The following is an 18,256-nucleotide window of genomic DNA, read 5'->3' on the forward strand; positions in this document are numbered from 1 at the left end:
ACCATGAGAAAAATAGGCGTCAAAATTGTTTTATTTTATGTCTTAATTTTCTTTGTAGCTTCAAGTTGTGTTGGGACAAAAATTAATAAGAATAAAGTAATTTTAACCAACGGTCCGTCCAAATCAAAAAATTTGGACAGTATAGCTTTAAGTAATACTCCTAGACTTTTTGAATTATCTCCCGAAGGAAATAAATGGGTTGATAGTGTTTACAATGCAATGACTTTAGAGGAAAAATTTGGGCAATTATTTATGGTTGCCGCTTATTCTAATAAAGATACTGTACACTTCAACGCCATTGACAAGCAGATACAAGACAACAAAATTGGAGGATTAATTTTCTTCCAAGGAGGTCCAGCTCGTCAAGTTAAATTAACCAATCGTTTTCAATCGAAGTCAAAAATCCCTTTGTTTATTGGTAGTGATGCGGAATGGGGATTGAGTATGCGACTTGATTCTACGTATCGCTATCCTTGGAATATGACACTTGGAGCCATCCAGGACATGAAATTGTTGGAAAAGGTTGGTGCTCAAATGGGGGAACAAAGCAAACGATTGGGATTGCAGTTTAATTTTGCCCCGGTTCTCGATATCAATACAAATCCCAGAAATCCCATTATAGGTTTTCGTTCTTTTGGTGAAGATAAATTTAAAGTTACAGAACGTGCCATTGCTTTAATGAAAGGCGTTCAGAGCCAAGGAATCTTTTCTACCGGAAAGCATTTCCCCGGTCATGGCGATACCGAAACGGATTCTCATAAAGGATTGCCAACCATTAATTTTTCTAAAGAAAGATTAGAGCAAGTAGAGTTTTATCCCTATAAAGAAATGTTTCACGAAGGACTTTCGTCTGTTATGGTGGCGCATTTAAACGTTCCCAGTTTAGAATCAAGACCTAATTATCCTTCCTCTATTTCCTATAATGTGGTAACCAATATTCTTCAAAAAGAATTGGGATTCAAAGGACTTATTTTTACTGATGCGTTGAATATGAAAGGAGTGAGCAACTTCATGGTACCCAGTGAAATTAATTTTGAAGCTTTTATGGCTGGAAATGATGTACTGTTATTTCCTGAAAATGTTCCTGCTGCAATTGAAAAATTTATGCTTGCTTATTCTCTTAATTTATTTACAGACGAAAGATTGGCCTTTTCTGTAAAGAAAATATTGAAGTTCAAATATAAAGCGGGTTTAAACTCTTATAAACCTATTGTAACGGATAATTTATATGAGGATTTAAATTCCTCTAAAAATGACGCTTTACAGTATGAGTTGTATGAAAATGCAGTTACTGTTCTAAAAAATACGGCTGCTGTTTTACCAATAAAAAATTTGGAAAAACAAAAAATTGCCTACGTAAAAATAGGAGATGACAGCAATGATGCGTTTATTTCGACTTTAAAAAAATACGCTGAAGTAACAGTAATTGCAGATGCTAATTTGGACAGTTTACAAGTGAAGTTACAACCATTTACAACTGTGATCATTGGATACCACAAATCAGATGTTGCTTTTAAAAATGACGATTTAAAATCAAATGAATTATTTAAGATCAAATTTTTAGCCAAAAACAATAATGTGATTCTGGATGTTTTTGCGAAACCATATTCGTTATTGCCCATTACAAATTTTGATGAAATCGAAGGATTGGTCGTTTCCTATCAAAACAGTACTATTGCACAAATAGTTTCTGCAGAACTAATTTTTGGAGCGATTGAAGCCAAAGGAAAATTACCCGTTTCAATCAACACTAGTTTCAAAGTAAATTATGGATTGCCAACCGAAAAGTTAAATCGCTTAGGATTCACAACTCCAGAAAATGTAGGAATGAATGCTACAATTTTGTCGAAAATTGATGGTATTGCCAATAAAGCGATTAATGGTAAAATGACACCCGGAATTCAGGTTTTGGTAGCCAGAAAAGGAAAAGTAATTTATCAAAAATCATTCGGACATCACACTTATGATAAAACTTTGAAAGTTGAAAATTCAGATATTTATGATGTTGCCTCATTGACAAAAATTCTGGCTACGCTACCCAATGTAATGCTGCAATACGATCAGCAAAAAATTAATTTGGAAACTACATTAGAAACAATGTGTCCTATTTTTAAAGATTCCAATAAAGCGAATATTAATTTTAAGGATTTATTGTCCCATTATGCTGGACTTGCCGCTGGAATTCCATTTTATAAAGCTACTATGGATAAATCAAAATTTCCTTCGGAAGTTTATTTTAGAAAAATTCCGGAAGAGCAGTTTTCTAAGCAATTAGCAGACAGTCTTTTTATAAGAAATGATTTTAGTGACACAATTATGAAAATGATTGTTAAGAGTAAAGTTTCATTGAAAAAAGAATACAAGTACAGTGATCTTACTTTTATGATTTTGAAGGATTATTTAGAAAAAACAACGGGTAAAACATTGGATGTTTTAATTCAAGAGAATTTCTACCGTTCACTCGGAATGAATAATTCAAGTTTTAATCCATTGGCTAAATTTGATATAAACAGAATCTCACCAACAGAGACAGATACTTATTTCCGTCATCAGCTTTTGCAAGGATATGTCAATGATTTGTCGGCGGCTTTAGAAGGCGGTGTTTCCGGTCATGCCGGCGTTTTTTCGAATGCTATGGATGTGGCTAAAATAATGGAACTTTATCTGCAAAAAGGAAGTTACGGTAATCAGCGGTATTTTTCTGAAAAAACATTTGAAGATTTCAATACGTGTTATTTTTGTGCTGCAGGAAATAGGAGAGGTGTTGGTTTTGATAAACCACAATTGGGTACTGAAGGACCTACGTGCGGTTGTGCTTCCATGACAAGTTTTGGACATACCGGTTATACAGGAACTATGGCTTGGGCCGATCCCGAAACGCAAATTGTCTATGTATTTTTATCCAATAGAACTTTCCCCGTTGCAGGTGAAAACAGATTATCTAAAGAAAACATTCGTGAAGATATCCAGAAGGTGATTTATGAAGCGATTGTAAACTAACCAAATAATATATTAATTAGTACTTAGCCCAAATGAAATTAGCAAACAATTTCATTTGGGCTATTGCTATTAAAAGCGCTTTTGTGAGTTTTATTTGAAGTATTTAGTTACAAACTTTACCCTGTATTATAGTATATTTGGGCCAAAACAGCTTGATGAAAAATAAGAATACCGTTTTTATAAAAGTCAATTTAATTGTATTGCTTTTTTGCATGACGTTTGTAAATGCTCAAAATATGGATATAAATATTCTACGCGATATTAATGTAGATAGAAATAAGAACTTAGATCCTACTTTTAAATTGGTAACGAATAGTGCGGTCCCATTTAGTATTGCAACTCCCATTATTGTATATTCTGTTGGTTTAATAAAGAAAGATAGTTCCATCAAGAAACAGGCAATTTTTATAGGAGAAACATTTTTAGTGAATGCTTTTATTACCACTGCATTGAAACATACTATGAAAAGGGACAGACCATTTGAAACCTATCCCGATATTGATCAAGCAACATCGGCAGTGGAGAGTTCATTTCCTTCCGGTCATACTTCTTTAGCTTTTGCAACAGCAACATCACTGAGCATAGCATATCCCAAATGGTATGTAATTGCGCCATCTTTTGTATGGGCAGGAGCAGTAGGATATTCACGAATGCATTTAGGGGTTCATTATTCAAGTGATGTATTTGCAGGAGCAATTATAGGAAGCGGCTCGGCTTATCTCAGCTATAAAGTGAATAAATGGATAAATAAAAAAAGATCTGGAAAGGACAAATAGCGCATGAAACAATGTAATTATCTTTTATTGTATTTAACTTAAATTTCCATAAAAGGCATTCCTATTTTTCTTAAATTCGTTTCATTAAAACACATACATGAAAATTGCAATAGTTTGTTATCCTACCTTTGGAGGAAGTGGTGTTGTCGCTACAGAATTAGGTCTTGAATTGGCAAGACGTGGTCACGAAATTCATTTTATAACGTATAGCCAACCAGTTCGTTTGGCTCTTTTAAATCCAAATGTACATTACCACGAAGTGAATGTCCCGGAATATCCATTGTTTCATTATCAACCTTACGAGTTGGCTTTGTCAAGCAAATTGGTAGATATGGTAAAGTTATATAAAATCGAATTGCTTCACGTGCATTATGCTATTCCGCATGCTTATGCTGGGTATATGGCAAAACAAATGCTGAAAGATGAAGGAATTAATATTCCAATGGTGACTACACTTCACGGAACGGATATTACATTAGTTGGGAATCATCCGTTCTATAAACCAGCAGTAACTTTTAGCATTAACAAATCTGATTTTGTTACTTCGGTTTCCCAAAGTTTGAAAGATGATACCCATAAGTTATTTAATATAAAAAACGAAATTGAGGTGATTCCTAATTTTATAGAATTAGATAAAAACGTCAATGATCCTACTATTGCTTGTCATCGTTCCGTAATGGCAAAGGAAAATGAGCGAATCATTACTCATATCAGTAACTTCAGAAAAGTAAAACGAATTCCGGATATAATTAAAATTTTCTATACGATTCAAAAAGAGATCCCTGCTAAATTGATGATGGTAGGGGATGGTCCTGAAAAAGAAAAAGCAGAATATTTATGTCAGGAATTAGGAATTCAGGATAAAGTCATCTTTTTTGGAAACAGTAATGAAATCGATAAAATTTTGAGTTATACAGATTTATTTCTGTTGCCATCTGAAACCGAAAGTTTTGGACTTGCAGCCCTCGAAGCTATGGCATGGAGAGTCCCTGTAATTTCGAGTAATTCGGGAGGGTTACCAGAAGTGAATTTTGACGGTATTTCAGGATATTTGAGCGATGTGGGGAACACGGATGAAATGGCACAAAATGCTTTGAAAATTTTAAAAGATGATGCTACTCTGAATAAATTTAAAGAAAATGCACTGTCTGTCGCAAAACAATTTGACATCAAAAACATCTTACCACTTTATGAAGAATTATATAAAAAAGCCATAAAAAAATACACATAGATTTTACATTTTCTATAATAGAAGAAAGTAACGTTTTTTAAATTTAATCTATTAATCAATAAAATTCTGCAATGAAAAAAATAGTATTATCACTAGTGGCTTTAACGTTAGTTTCCTGTGGAGCAACATCTTCAAAAAGTTCCGATAAAAATTCTTTATATGAAGTCTTGACACAACAGACGAATGGCGGTGCAAGTATTCGTTTTTTTGAGATTCTTTCTGAACCAAATGAAATTGCAATGCTACAGAATGATGAAAATTTAAAAAATAAAATTGGTCCGAATGATATTCAGACTTCTAATTTTATAGTTTTGAATATGGGTGAAAAAACTTCGGGAGGTTATAGTATAGGAATTGATACTGTAGTTGAAACCGATAAAAATATTGTTATCACCATAAAAGAAACGATTCCTGAGCCCGGGAGTATGGTTACACAAGCATTTACAAATCCTTTTTGTGTAGTCAAAATAAATTCCAAAAAAGAAATTATTTTTAAATAAAAAAACGCCACTAGCAATAGTGGCGTTGTTACTATATGTTCTAAAATATTAGAATTGATATCTAAGCGCTAAAGCTACATCAGAGCCATAATTGTTTTCGTAATATCCATTTCCTCCAAATTCAGGTCTGAAATCTAATGAAATTAACAAAGGAATGTCAAAGTTGTATTCAATACCAATATCTCCAGCAGCAAATACAAAAGTATCATTAACTGAATCGTTATTATTGTCATCATAACTGTAGCTTCCTACACCACCACCTACACCAGCATACCAGTTAAAACCACCATCAATGTTCCATACCCATTGGTACAAAGCTGCTAATTTTATTGCATTGTCATCATAACCATTATTGTTATAGTTACTTCTGTTTCTCCAACCTAAATCAAGTTCAAGTCTATTGTTGCTTCCTAATGCTCTTTGGTAAGAAAGCTCTCCACCAAAACCATTATTGCCACCAAAACGTAATCCTAAAGCATTTTTTGAAATATCTTGTGCTTGTGCGGCAAATGCTAATCCCATTAACATTATTGCCGATAAAATAATTTTTTTCATAAGTAAGTTTTTATAAATACAAATGTATAATTTAGTAGGATATGATGCTTATAAGATTTTATATAAAAGTTATATAATTTACATTTTTTTAGAATTTTGATACTTTTTAAACTAGTATTACATTAGAATATTTTGTTTCGAGAAAAATGCTGTAGCCACTATTTGATTACTCAAAATATCTTCCATTTCAAAAAGATTTTCTTCTTCAACATAGTTTGCTTCAGAATAACTATATAATTTCCAGCGTTTTTTATTGTATTCCAATGCAGTCAAATTCTCCACCCAATCTCCTGAATTCAAATATAAAGTAGTCCCATTTTTGTTTTCCTTATGAATCATTTTTGGTTCATGGATATGTCCACAAATAACATAATCGTATTTTTTTTCGATGGCTAATTCAGTTGCTGTCTCTTCAAAATCAGAAATGTGTTTTACTGCTTTTTTTACGCTTGCTTTTATCTTTTTAGAAAAAGAATAGGGTTCTTTCCCCAATTTTGACAAGCACCAATTTACAAATCGATTTGAAAGTATTAAATAATCATACCCTAAACCTCCCAGTTTGGCAATCCACTTTGAATGTTGGACAGAAGCATCAAAAACATCACCGTGAAATATCCATGCTTTTTTGTCATCGAGATCTAAAACTAATTTGTCAACTAATGCGAAATTACCCATATTCATATCGCTGAATTTTCGGAGCATTTCATCATGATTTCCTGTGATGTAATAAACTTTTGTTCCTTTGGATGCAAAGCTTATAATTTTTTGTATAACTTTTAAATGCGCTTTTGGAAAATAGGATTTTCGGAATTGCCATACATCTATAATATCACCATTCAACACTAATGTTTTAGGCTTTATAGAAGATAAATAATTATAAAGTTCTTTAGCATGACTACCAAAAGTTCCAAGATGCACATCAGAAATCACCACTAACTCGACTTTTCTTTTTTTCAAGGTATTTGAATTTGAAGTTTACCAAATTAATAGAATTATTAGCAATAAAAATGAAATTAAAGGTTAAGAAATCTAAGACAAGATTAAATTAATATCAATAAATGTGAAATGTTCCTTAAAACTTTATCCCGAAATCTCGGGATAAGCTTTTAAACTTTAAACTAAAATGGTACTTTTGTTCAAAACTAATTATAATGGCAGGAAATAGCTACGGAACACTATTTAGAATAACAACTTTTGGAGAATCACATGGTGAAGCATTAGGCGGTATAATAGATGGTTGCCCTCCTGGAATAACTATAGATTTAGATGCAATTCAATTTGAAATGTCAAGAAGAAAGCCGGGTCAATCGGCTATAGTTACCCAACGTAAAGAGCCGGATGATGTACAATTTCTTTCCGGAATATTTGAAGGTAAAACAACTGGAACGCCCATAGGTTTTATTATCCCGAATACCAATCAAAAATCAGACGATTACTCTCATATAAAAGATAATTATAGACCCAGTCATGCCGATTATGTGTATGAAAAAAAATATGGTGTTCGTGATTACCGTGGTGGTGGACGAAGTTCTGCACGTGAAACCGCCAGCAGAGTGGTGGCTGGAGCGGTAGCCAAACAAATGTTACCAGAAATAAAAATCAATGCTTACGTTTCTTCAGTAGGTCCTATTTTTTTAGAAAAATCATACCAAGAATTAGATTTTTCAAAAACTGAAAATAATCCTGTTCGCTGTCCTGATGAAGCATCAGCGGTAATTATGGAGGAATATATTCGTGATATTCGCAAGCAAGGGGACACTGTAGGTGGAACTGTAACGTGTGTGATTCAAAATGTGCCTATTGGTTTAGGAGAACCTGTTTTTGACAAACTTCATGCTGAATTGGGTAAAGCCATGCTTTCTATTAATGCCGTAAAAGGATTTGAATTTGGAAGTGGTTTTGATGGAGCTAAGATGAAAGGAAGCGAGCACAATGATTTATACAATCCTGATGGAACAACTAAAACGAATCTTTCAGGGGGAATTCAAGGAGGAATTAGCAACGGAATGGATATTTATTTCCGTGTGGCTTTCAAGCCTGTAGCTACAATTATGCAAAAACAAGAATCATTGGATAACAAAGGTAATATTACCGAGATGACCGGAAAAGGACGACATGATCCTTGCGTGGTTCCTCGTGCAGTGCCTATAGTTGAAGCAATGGCTGCCATTGTACTTGCTGATTTTTATTTGATAAACAAAACCTATTAATACTAATTTTTGAAGCTTTTCCTGCTTTAATCTTTCCCTTGCTTGGCAGCAAACAAGAAAAACATATTGTTGTAAAGAAAATTTACTGGACACTTATGAGAATAGAAGAAAAATAATCAGGGCTAAGACTAAAACCTAACAATCAATTTAATGAATACCAAAACAACTAAAAAACCATCTTTTTTTTCAGGATTAACGGGACAAATATTAATAGCTATGGTTTTGGGTGCCATTCTAGGTATTATAATTCATAATTCAATTTCTGCGGAAGCAGCCCAAGGCTTTAGTGCAAAAATTAAAATCCTCGCAACAGTTTTCATTAGATTAGTTCAAATGATTATTTCGCCATTAGTTTTCACAACGCTTGTTGTAGGAATTGCAAAATTGGGGGATATTAAAGCAGTAGGAAGAATAGGCGGTAAAGCGATGGGTTGGTTTTTTACGGCTTCATTCGTATCGTTATTATTGGGAATGTTTTTTGTAAACATACTTGAACCGGGAGTCGGGCTTAATTTATCAAATGTTGATTTAGGGTCTGTTTCAGAAGTTACTGCAAAAACTCAAAATATATCTTTTGAAAATTTTATTGAACATATTGTACCAAAAAGTATTTTTGAAGCAATGGCTACCAATGAAATTTTACAAATTGTGATTTTTTCTATTTTCTTTGGTTTAGCGGCAGCAGCACTGGGGGATTATGTAAAGCCCGTTATAAATGCTTTAGATAAAACGTCTCACATTGTCCTTAAAATGGTAAACTACGTAATGAAGTTTGCTCCAATAGGAGTTTTTGGCGCAATTGCCGGAGTATTCGCCGTAAGAGATTTTCAGGAATTAGCGATTACATATTTCAAATTTTTTGGTTCATTCTTAGTTGGAATTTCATCACTTTGGCTGGTATTAATAGTTGTTGGTTACATTTTTCTAAAAAGTAGAATGACTGTTTTACTTAAAAGAATTGTGAGTCCTTTAATTATTGCTTTTGGAACAACCAGTAGCGAAGCGGTTTTTCCAAAATTGACTGAAGAATTAGAACGTTTTGGAGTAAAAGACAGAATCGTTTCTTTCATGCTGCCACTAGGTTATTCATTTAATCTAGATGGAAGTATGATGTACATGACCTTTGCCAGTATTTTTATTGCTCAAGCCTACGGTATTGATTTAGATATAGGAACACAAATGACTATGCTTTTAGTTTTGATGCTTACCAGCAAAGGAATTGCAGGTGTCCCAAGGGCAAGTTTAGTAGTAGTTGCAGCAACTTGTGGTATGTTTGATATTCCAATTGAAGGAATCGCATTAATTTTACCAATAGATCATTTTTGCGATATGTTTCGTAGTGCAACAAATGTTTTAGGAAATGCTTTGGCTACATCAGTTGTTGGGCAATGGGAAGGTGATGATGAAAATGAAACTGTAATTTCTGAATAGTTATAATTTAAGTTTTTCTGGTAAATAATATATTTAACCTGTTCAATTAGTTGAGCAGGTTTTTTTATGTTTAAAAATTAAATTTCAAGCATTTTTTAATTTTACGGCTAGTAATCCTCTTTTTTTGAATATCTGTTTATTCTGTTTATTTTAATATATAATGTGTATATATCGTTCCTTTTTTTATTAAAAAAATGTATATTTGATAAACCCTGATTCTTTATGTATAATTTACGGATTGTTTTATTACTATTGTTTGTATTAAATTATTTTGGTGATAATTCAATTGCACAGACAAGAATATATTCAAAGAAAGAAATCACTAAATTAACGGATCAAGCGTCCCAATACTTTAAGGATGCTAATTTTGAAAAATCTTTGGATATTTCTAAATTAGCGCTTCGTTCCGCTATTGACGCTAATGATTTGTATGCTATTGCTATTTCCTATATTACAATTGCAGCGAATTATGCTGAGATGGCTGAATTTGATAAAGCCATATTTTTCTACAACAAGAGTCTATTCTATGCTGATAAGACGAATAATGACATTTTAAGAGAAAAGATAAATAACAATTTAGGTAATATCTATTGTTTTGAGAAAAAGCAATATGTAAAAGGAATAAAATTTTATGAAAACTCCCTTAAGTACAGTCAAAAATTAGCAGATACCAATCAGGTTTTTATGACTAAACTTAATATTGCGTGGGCTTATTTTGATATTGGTCGTTTTGAAAAAGGTTTGCCAAGTTTGGAATTTATCAATAAGTATAATAAAAAACATGGTGATGAAACAACCATTGTAGCTTTAAATATGCTAAATGCAATGTATTATGGTTACAAAGAAAACCATAATAAAGCGACATTATTTTTTTTAAATGCTATAAAATTTGGAAATAAAGGAAATGAAAAGTCAGATTTGTCCTTTGCACATCTAGAATACTCTAAATATTTACTAAAAAAGGGAGATCATAAAAAAGCATATGAAAATCTCGAGCGTTATAATGCAATTACTGATGAACTCTACAATAAAGAAAAACTTGATAAAGCAAGTGTAGCAGGAATAAATTTAGAATTAGATGAGTATAAAAGAGAAATAGATAAAATTGAAATTGAAAAAAAGACTCAACTTCAAAGTTTAGAAAAATCTAAAACTATAGTACTACTATTTATTATTATATTTTTAGTATTGTTGCTATTGCTCTATTCTTTATTCAAAAATAATAATTATAGGAAGAAAACGAATGCTGAGCTTTCTGAAACCAATAGGGAATTAATAATTGCCAAAGAAAAAGCAGAGGAAGCTTCCGTATTAAAATCACAATTTGTCTCTACAATCAGTCATGAATTAAGGACTCCTTTATACGGTGTGGTAGGAATTACTAATATGTTACTTGATGAGCATAAAGAATTAGCGCATAGCCCGCATTTAAGTTCTCTTAAATTTTCAGCCAGATATTTATTATCATTAGTAAATGATATTCTGCAAATTAATAAAATTGAAGACAATAGAATTATTCTTGAAAATTTGACTTTTAATATTTCTGACGAAATTAATATGATTAAAAGTTCATTATCTTTTATAGCCAAAACAAATGATAATGTTGTTCAAGTGAATGTTGATCCTAATATTCCAGAATACTTAATAGGTGATAAGTTAAGGCTTTCTCAAATCATTATGAATTTGGTCAGTAATGCATTGAAATTTACAAAGAAAGGCGAAGTAAGCATAAATGTAAATTTGGTGAGAGTTGAGGGAAAATCTCATTTTTTAGAGTTTAAAATCCAAGATAACGGAATAGGAATTCATGCCACTGACCAAGAAAAGGTTTTTGATAAATTTGTTCAGATTAGTAGAAAAGAAACTGATTATCAAGGAACCGGTTTAGGACTTTCCATTGTAAAGCAACTGTTAGGTTTGTTCAATAGTGATATTTCGCTCGAAAGTGCAATTGGAAAAGGAACATCATTCAAATTTATAATTGCTTTTGAATTTAATCCTGCGCGAACAACTGAAATTATCAATAACATTCAAGTTGATGTGAGTTCAACCCAAGTGGTCAATGTTTTAGTAGTAGAGGATAATCATATAAATCAAGTCATTACCAGAAAAACTATTGAAAAGAACAACTATAAATGTAGTGTTGTTGACAATGGTTACGCTGCATTGGAAATACTGGAAAAAGAGAATTTTGATGTAATATTGATGGATATTAATATGCCTTTAATCAATGGTTTTGAAACTACAAGAAAGATTCGTCTAAAAGGTATCGACATACCAATCGTAGCATTAACGGCATTTGATAAAGCAGAAATAATCGAAGAAGCTCTTTCAGCCGGAATCAATGACATCATTATAAAACCTTTTGATTCAATTAAATTATTTGAAATCATCAGTATTCTAATATCAAAACCTAAAAGTATATCTTAATTTATTTTTGTTAATCTTGTTTTTAAAAATTGCTTTGTGAGAAATTTTAATTTTAATAAAAATGCCTTTTGTTTTGTAGACAAAAGGCATTACTTACAGATGAAAATTAAAGAGTAGTATCTAATTAATACCAGCGTTTTTTATTTTGTTTAGAAACTTCTGATTTTCTTGATTTATGAGCTCCACCACTACGGTTTGAATTTTTTTGCTGGGATCCAGGAGCAGTTTCCGGACTTCCTGAATGCCAAGGATAAGGATGATCATTTACGGTTTTTACATCCACTTTTATTAATTTCTGGATGTCTTTCCAATAGGTATGTTCGTCTTTACTGCAAAAAGAAATTGCAATACCTCCATTTCCCGCACGACCGGTTCTACCAATACGGTGAACATAGGTTTCAGGAATATTAGGTAAATCAAAATTAATTACAAAAGGCAATTGGTCAATATCAATTCCTCTGGCTGCAATATCAGTTGCTACCAAAACTCCAACTTCTTTGTTTTTGAAAGCGTCCAAAACGCGTTGTCTTGCATTTTGTGATTTGTCACCGTGAATGGCTTCTGCGGCAATATTGTTTTTTCGTAATGCTTTTACAACATTATCAGCACCGTGCTTGGTTCTTGAAAAAACCAAAACATCGGATAGATTTTCATTTTTAATTAAATGATATAGTAAATTTCTTTTTTCTGTTTTTTCAACAAAATAAACGCGTTGTTCTACATTCTCAGCTGTAGACGAAACTGGCGATACGGTTACTGTTGCTGGATCAGTCAGAAACATTTCGGCTAATTCTCGGATAGCCATTGGCATTGTAGCTGAGAAAAATAATGTTTGTCTGTTTTTTGGCGTAAGCTTTACAATTTTCTTTACATCATTTACAAATCCCATATCTAGCATTTGATCTGCTTCGTCAAGAACTAAAGTGTGTAAATGATCTAAATCGATAAAACCCTGTTTGTGTAAATCAAGCAATCTTCCTGGTGTCGCTACCAAAATATCCACACCATTTTTTAAGGTATCAACTTGCGGATTTTGCGATACGCCACCAAAAATAGTAAGTTGTGTCAAATTCGTGTACTTACCGTAAGTATCAAAACTTTGTCCAATTTGGACTGCTAATTCACGTGTAGGAGTAACTACTAATGCACGAATTTGTTTGGCTTTTTTTGAAGAACCCACAATTCGGTGTAATTGATGTATTATTGGAATAGCAAATGCGGCTGTTTTTCCGGTTCCGGTTTGTGCGCAACCTATTAAATCTCTTCCTGCTAATACAATAGGAATAGATTGTTCTTGAATAGGAGTTGGGTTAAGGTAGCCTTGTTCAAATACGGCTTTTTGTATACTTTTTGAGAGCGATAAATCTTCGAATAACATATTTTTGGTATTAAATATCTTGTATTAAGTACATAGATAGTGCAACAAAGATAGTGTTATTTCTCGATTTGGTTATTTGGTTATTCGTTTAACCGATTTCTCGATTAAAAAGTTAAACAATATTCTGGTTGGATTTAATAAAATCAGTTACTAAATATCCTATAAGTTTACCTATTAAATGATTGTTTTTTTCTTCACCTAAATCAGGTGCACCTTCACAAATATGCAAATACCCTGCATTTTTATTTTTTGCAAAATAGGATATAAATTGGCGAAGTTGCTCCACTGAGAAACCACTCAAAGTCATTGCGCTACAAGCAATATTAGGAATCGAATCCAAATCTATCTCAATTCCAAAAAAGTCATCATTTATAAACTCTAATGCTTGAGCCATTTCTAGATTAAAATCTTTCTCTTTTCTAATGTTTATACTATCATAGGTATTGTAGCGTACGCGGTCTTCTATTTTTTTAATTATATCCAATACACTTTTGGAAGTATAATTTTCGTGTAAACCAAAAATAAAATATTTCTTTAAAAATCCTTCTTCAAACGCGTATGAAAAACCATTACCGCTGTGGCGTCCTTCTAAAATTCTAAAATCAGAATGGGCATCAAAGTTTATAGCATTAATAGGTCTACCTTTTGCAAGTGCAGATCCTTTTATGTTTCCGTAGGAATTATTATGTCCGCCACCTATAACTATAGGAATTTTACCTAGTTTTATAATGTTGAAGATTATATGAGAGACATCTTTGTCAATTTTTTCTACTAATTGACTTAATTTAGATCGATCGTCAATATCATTAAAATCCAAATGCTCAACTTCTTTCATTTCGACGCTAACATTCAACTGGCCTAATACAATAAGTTGGCTTCCTTTACAAAATCTATTATGCTGAATATTAGCGATACTTTTAATGGCACTATCCCAAGCTGATGCTGCACCAGGCCTACCAAAATTAGCTCTTATGCCTATATCTTCCGGGATTCCAAACAATACATATTTTGCCTCGCACGTTTTTAGAAACTCTACAGGATCAGTCTCTTTTGGAACAGTTATCATTTTTTCTCCAAATTTTATTTCACCACTTCTATGGTTCGTAATTTTTGCAAGATCTTTGATTGTAAACGGGATGATTTTTTCCATTAAAAAAAATTTTTTTTTCAAAAATAATATAATTACATTAACTTACGTTATTACGTGGTTATATATTGTTAAATTTGTAAAATAAAATAAATTAAATTAAAAAGATGGAAAATCAAAAAAGCAGTTCAAGTCTTAAAGCGGTTATAGCAGTATTAGCTATTTTATTAGTGGGAAGTTTAGTTTATATTTTTAAAATGACTTCAGACACAGAGATCGTAAAAACAGAATTGAAAACTACATTGACTGAAAAGGAATCAGTTATGAAAGATTTACAAGAATTAAAATCAACGTATGATGCTGCAATTGCAGAAAACACATCAATGTCTGATGAGTTAATTCAAGAAAGAGATAAAGTGGTGAACTTAATGGGCGATTTAAGTAAATCGAAAGGCGATGTAGCTTCATTATCAAAATACAAAACCCAATTCAATGCTTTGCAAGGAAACATGAGGGTTTTAATGGCTGAGAATGATGGGTTGAAAAAACAAAATACAACTTTAACTACGCAACGTGATAGTACGGTTGTAGTTTTAGGAGAGACTAAAAAGAATGTTGAAGCATTAACTGGTCAAAATGAAGAATTGACAAAAGCGGTTGAAATTGGTTCAAAATTGACGGTTCTAAACACTAGAGGATCTGCTTTTAAATTGAGAAGTTCTGGTAAACAAATCGAAACTGATAAAGCGAGCAGAGCTGACGTTCTTAGAGTTAATTTTACAATTGCTGAAAATCAAATTGCTAAATCTGGTGATAAAACCTATTATGTTCAAGTAATTGATAGTAAAAACAATGTTTTAGGTGATAAAAAAACAGAGACTTTTGGTGAGAATACTTTAACATACAGTTTTTTAACGAATGTTAAATATGAAAACAAAACAATCAATGTTTCGGAAGATTTAAAAGGAAAAGATTTTGCTAAAGGAACGTATTTTATCAATATTTTTGATAGAGATATATTGGTTTCTAAAACAAGTTTTGTTTTAAGATAAGAGTAATTCAGTACAGCATAAAAAAAGAGGAACGTAATGTTCCTCTTTTTTTATGCAAAAATTTCACCTTCGATCAATACAGTGTCAATTAGATTACTGCCAAAAGCGTAAGGTAATTGATAGTAAGAGGGAATGGGTTTCGTAATTATTAGATTTGCTTTTTTGCCAACAGTTATGCTTCCGTGGGTTTCTGAAATTCCCATTGCGTAGGCTCCGTTTATTGTGGCGGCATTTATGGCTTCTTCGGGAGTCATTTTCATTTTGATGCAAGCCGTTGCCACTACAAAGTTCATATTTCCTGATGGAGTAGAACCTGGATTGTAATCGGTTGCGAGAGCCAAAGGAAGTCCGGCTGTTATCATTTCTCGTGCTGGTGTATACGGAATACTTAAAAAATAGGAACACGAAGGCAGCGCCACTGTCATTGTTTCGGTGTTTTTTAAAGCTTCAATATCTTCTGTTTTCATAACTTCTAGATGGTCAACAGAAAGAGCATTGTACTTTACTCCAGCTTGAATTCCTCCAATAGAGTTGAACTGATTGACATGGATTTTTGGCTTTAAGCCAAATTTAATTCCAGCCTCCATGATTTGTTGGGTTTCATCAACAGTAAAATAACCGGTTTCACAAAATGCATCGATGAAGTCTGCCAGTTTATATTTTGCAATTTCAGGAAGCATTTCGTTGATGATTAAATCAATATAGCCTTCGTGATTTGTTGCATATTCCAATGGAAAAGCATGAGCGCCAAGAAAAGTAGCTTTTATTGTTATTGGATAGTTTTGAGCTAAACGTTGAATCACGCGAAGCATTTTTAGTTCTCCTTCAATTGTCAATCCATATCCCGACTTAATTTCGACGGCGCCAGTTCCTAAACGCATGACTTCTTCCAGTCTAGTCTTGGATTGGTCATAGATTTCGGCTTCAGTGGATTCATTGAGTTTTTTAGCTGAATTTAAGATCCCACCGCCACGATTAGCAATTTCTTCATAGGTCATTCCATTGATTCGATCTACAAATTCCTGTTCGCGATTGCCGGCATAAACAATATGTGTGTGACTGTCGCACCAAGACGGTAAAACCATTTTTCCGGTAGCATCAATCTTTTTATCAACATGTATTGCAGGTAGATTTTCCATGGAACCAAAATCAGTAATTAAGTTGTCTTTAATTACTAAAAAGGCATTTTTGATCGTTGGAAGAATAGCCATTTCAGCACCGGAAACTTTAGCTATAGCTGTTTCTCGAATCTGAAGTAATTCTTTTATATTGATAATTAGCGTTGTCATTTTATATAATAATTACTCTGAAACTTTGATTTCAAACATTTTATTCCAGTTTTTACCGGTTACAAAAATGGTTTTTGTTTTGGGGTTGTAGGCAATTCCGTTTAAAAAGTCGTCTTCGGTAACTTTTACTAATTTTCTTAAACTAGACAAATCTAATACCGCTTCTACTGCACCATTTGTAGGGTTTATGATAGCAATTGCATCTTTTTGCCAAATGTTACCATAGATTAAACCATTAATCCACTCCAGCTCGTTTACACTTTTTATTTTAGTGCTAGTTGTATAAACGTTGATGTTGTCTACTATTTTAAGTGTTTTCGGATCCATTTTCCAAATTTTTTCGGTTCCATCTGATTGGTATAAGTATTTACCGTCATTTGTCAATCCCCAGCCTTGAATATCTTTATCATAAGTAAAGGTTTTTTCAAGTTTTAAAGTGTTTGCATTATAGATAAAACCTGTTTTTTCGGTCCATGTCAATTGAAATATTTTATCATTCAGTATAGAAATTCCTTCTCCAAAATAAGCCTTATCTAAGTCAACTTGTTCAAAGACTTTTCCGGTTTTATAATCGTATTTTCGGAAATGAGAAGTTCCATTTTGTCCAGTACTTTCATATAAAGTGTCTTTGTAGAATTCTAAACCTTGGGTGAAAGAAGCCGTGTCGTGCGGATACGTATTTACAATTTTATATTCTAATAATTTTGGCTGAATATTAGAAACTAATTCTACTCTTGTGGTAGCTTCTGAGTTTTGTCCCTCATAATAAACTAAAGCCTTTAGGTTTTGATATCCTAATTTTTGATCTTTCAGTTCAAAAATTAGTTTGTCTATATTTTTTTTAGCAGCGACCTTTTTGTCGTTTACATAATAAATAATACTGTCAACAGTTTTCGAATTTGGGTTTAAAATTCCTAGTTCAATCGCTTCTTGAGGTTGGTATTGCTCCTTGAATTTAGAATTATCAAAGGTAAATAAAGAATTTTCCCCTTTTTTTGTATCTCCACAATTAGCCAGTAAGGTTCCTAATAAAATGATACATAGTATGTTATAATTTTTCATAGTGTAAAATTTGAATACCCCAATATACAACGTTATTTTAATAGGTGCAAAGCACTTGCAAAAATATAAAAAGTTTGTATATTTGCACCGGCAAGTCCTACACGACCAGCTCCTGCAGACTCCCCCAGGATGGGAACATAGCAAGGGTACGTGGTTGAGCGGTGCGATGTAGGTCGCTTGCCATTTTTTATTTCTTACAAAAGTAGTCTTCCTTCGGGAGGATTTTTTTATTTTTGGACCTTTCGTACAACAAAC

14 protein-coding genes and 1 other RNA gene are annotated in these 18,256 nt (G+C 32.5%); 9 read left to right on the plus strand and 6 right to left on the minus strand.

Annotation, left to right across the window (positions count from 1 at the left end; genetic code table 11):
* Positions 1–3 precede the first annotated feature (3 nt).
* From E0I61_RS12340 to E0I61_RS12355, 4 genes are all read left to right on the plus strand, one after another.
* On the plus strand, positions 4–3,000 hold the full coding sequence (locus tag E0I61_RS12340) for a glycoside hydrolase family 3 N-terminal domain-containing protein (RefSeq protein WP_132071759.1): 2,997 nt from the start codon (positions 4–6) through the stop codon (positions 2,998–3,000).
* A gap of 155 nt (positions 3,001–3,155) precedes the next feature.
* On the plus strand, positions 3,156–3,776 hold the full coding sequence (locus E0I61_RS12345) for a phosphatase PAP2 family protein (RefSeq protein ID WP_131995091.1): 621 nt from the start codon (positions 3,156–3,158) through the stop codon (positions 3,774–3,776).
* 97 nt (positions 3,777–3,873) lie between these two features.
* Positions 3,874–5,007, plus strand: coding sequence for an N-acetyl-alpha-D-glucosaminyl L-malate synthase BshA (gene bshA, locus E0I61_RS12350; RefSeq protein WP_131995088.1), 1,134 nt, complete (start codon positions 3,874–3,876; stop codon positions 5,005–5,007).
* A gap of 71 nt (positions 5,008–5,078) precedes the next feature.
* Positions 5,079–5,507: a protease complex subunit PrcB family protein gene (locus E0I61_RS12355; RefSeq protein ID WP_131995085.1), complete on the plus strand. Its 429-nt coding sequence runs from the start codon at positions 5,079–5,081 to the stop codon at positions 5,505–5,507.
* Positions 5,508–5,555: 48 nt separating this feature from the next.
* Here the strand turns inward: E0I61_RS12355 and E0I61_RS12360 are convergent, their stop codons facing one another.
* Both E0I61_RS12360 and E0I61_RS12365 read right to left on the minus strand, forming a co-directional pair.
* Positions 5,556–6,062 (minus strand): hypothetical protein, encoded by a 507-nt coding sequence (locus E0I61_RS12360; protein ID WP_131995082.1) that lies wholly within the window; start codon positions 6,060–6,062, stop codon positions 5,556–5,558.
* Positions 6,063–6,179: 117 nt separating this feature from the next.
* Entirely contained in the window at positions 6,180–7,019 is an 840-nt protein-coding gene (locus E0I61_RS12365; protein WP_131995080.1) for a UDP-2,3-diacylglucosamine diphosphatase, read from the minus strand.
* 194 nt (positions 7,020–7,213) lie between these two features.
* Between E0I61_RS12365 and aroC the strand changes: the two genes are divergently transcribed.
* From aroC to E0I61_RS12380, 3 genes are all read left to right on the plus strand, one after another.
* Positions 7,214–8,272: a chorismate synthase gene (gene aroC / locus E0I61_RS12370; protein ID WP_131995077.1), complete on the plus strand. Its 1,059-nt coding sequence runs from the start codon at positions 7,214–7,216 to the stop codon at positions 8,270–8,272.
* Between the two features lie 150 nt (positions 8,273–8,422).
* Entirely contained in the window at positions 8,423–9,703 is a 1,281-nt protein-coding gene (locus E0I61_RS12375; RefSeq protein WP_132071761.1) for a dicarboxylate/amino acid:cation symporter, read from the plus strand.
* A 222-nt stretch (positions 9,704–9,925) separates the two neighbouring features.
* Positions 9,926–12,133: a response regulator gene (locus E0I61_RS12380; protein WP_132071763.1), complete on the plus strand. Its 2,208-nt coding sequence runs from the start codon at positions 9,926–9,928 to the stop codon at positions 12,131–12,133.
* Between the two features lie 124 nt (positions 12,134–12,257).
* Here E0I61_RS12380 and E0I61_RS12385 read toward each other — a convergent pair whose 3' ends face one another.
* Both E0I61_RS12385 and E0I61_RS12390 read right to left on the minus strand, forming a co-directional pair.
* Complete coding sequence (locus tag E0I61_RS12385) at positions 12,258–13,511, minus strand: DEAD/DEAH box helicase (protein ID WP_131995068.1); 1,254 nt, start codon at positions 13,509–13,511, stop codon at positions 12,258–12,260.
* A gap of 112 nt (positions 13,512–13,623) precedes the next feature.
* The gene (locus E0I61_RS12390) at positions 13,624–14,661 is read right to left on the minus strand and encodes a formimidoylglutamase (protein ID WP_132071765.1); all 1,038 of its coding nucleotides are present in this window, start codon (positions 14,659–14,661) and stop codon (positions 13,624–13,626) included.
* 104 nt (positions 14,662–14,765) lie between these two features.
* Between E0I61_RS12390 and E0I61_RS12395 the strand changes: the two genes are divergently transcribed.
* A complete protein-coding gene (locus E0I61_RS12395; protein ID WP_131995062.1) occupies positions 14,766–15,650 on the plus strand; it encodes a hypothetical protein in 885 nt (294 codons plus the stop codon).
* A gap of 50 nt (positions 15,651–15,700) precedes the next feature.
* Here the strand turns inward: E0I61_RS12395 and hutI are convergent, their stop codons facing one another.
* Both hutI and E0I61_RS12405 read right to left on the minus strand, forming a co-directional pair.
* Positions 15,701–16,939: an imidazolonepropionase gene (gene hutI, locus E0I61_RS12400; RefSeq protein ID WP_132071767.1), complete on the minus strand. Its 1,239-nt coding sequence runs from the start codon at positions 16,937–16,939 to the stop codon at positions 15,701–15,703.
* A 12-nt stretch (positions 16,940–16,951) separates the two neighbouring features.
* Complete coding sequence (locus E0I61_RS12405; protein WP_132071769.1) at positions 16,952–18,001, minus strand: glutaminyl-peptide cyclotransferase; 1,050 nt, start codon at positions 17,999–18,001, stop codon at positions 16,952–16,954.
* Between the two features lie 88 nt (positions 18,002–18,089).
* Here E0I61_RS12405 and ffs point away from each other — a divergent pair.
* An RNA gene (gene ffs, locus E0I61_RS12410) (signal recognition particle sRNA small type) lies at positions 18,090–18,187 on the plus strand.
* The last annotated feature ends 69 nt before the right edge of the window (positions 18,188–18,256 follow it).

This window comes from Flavobacterium ranwuense (assembly GCF_004349315.1).
GTDB classification, from domain to species: Bacteria; Bacteroidota; Bacteroidia; order Flavobacteriales; family Flavobacteriaceae; genus Flavobacterium; species Flavobacterium ranwuense.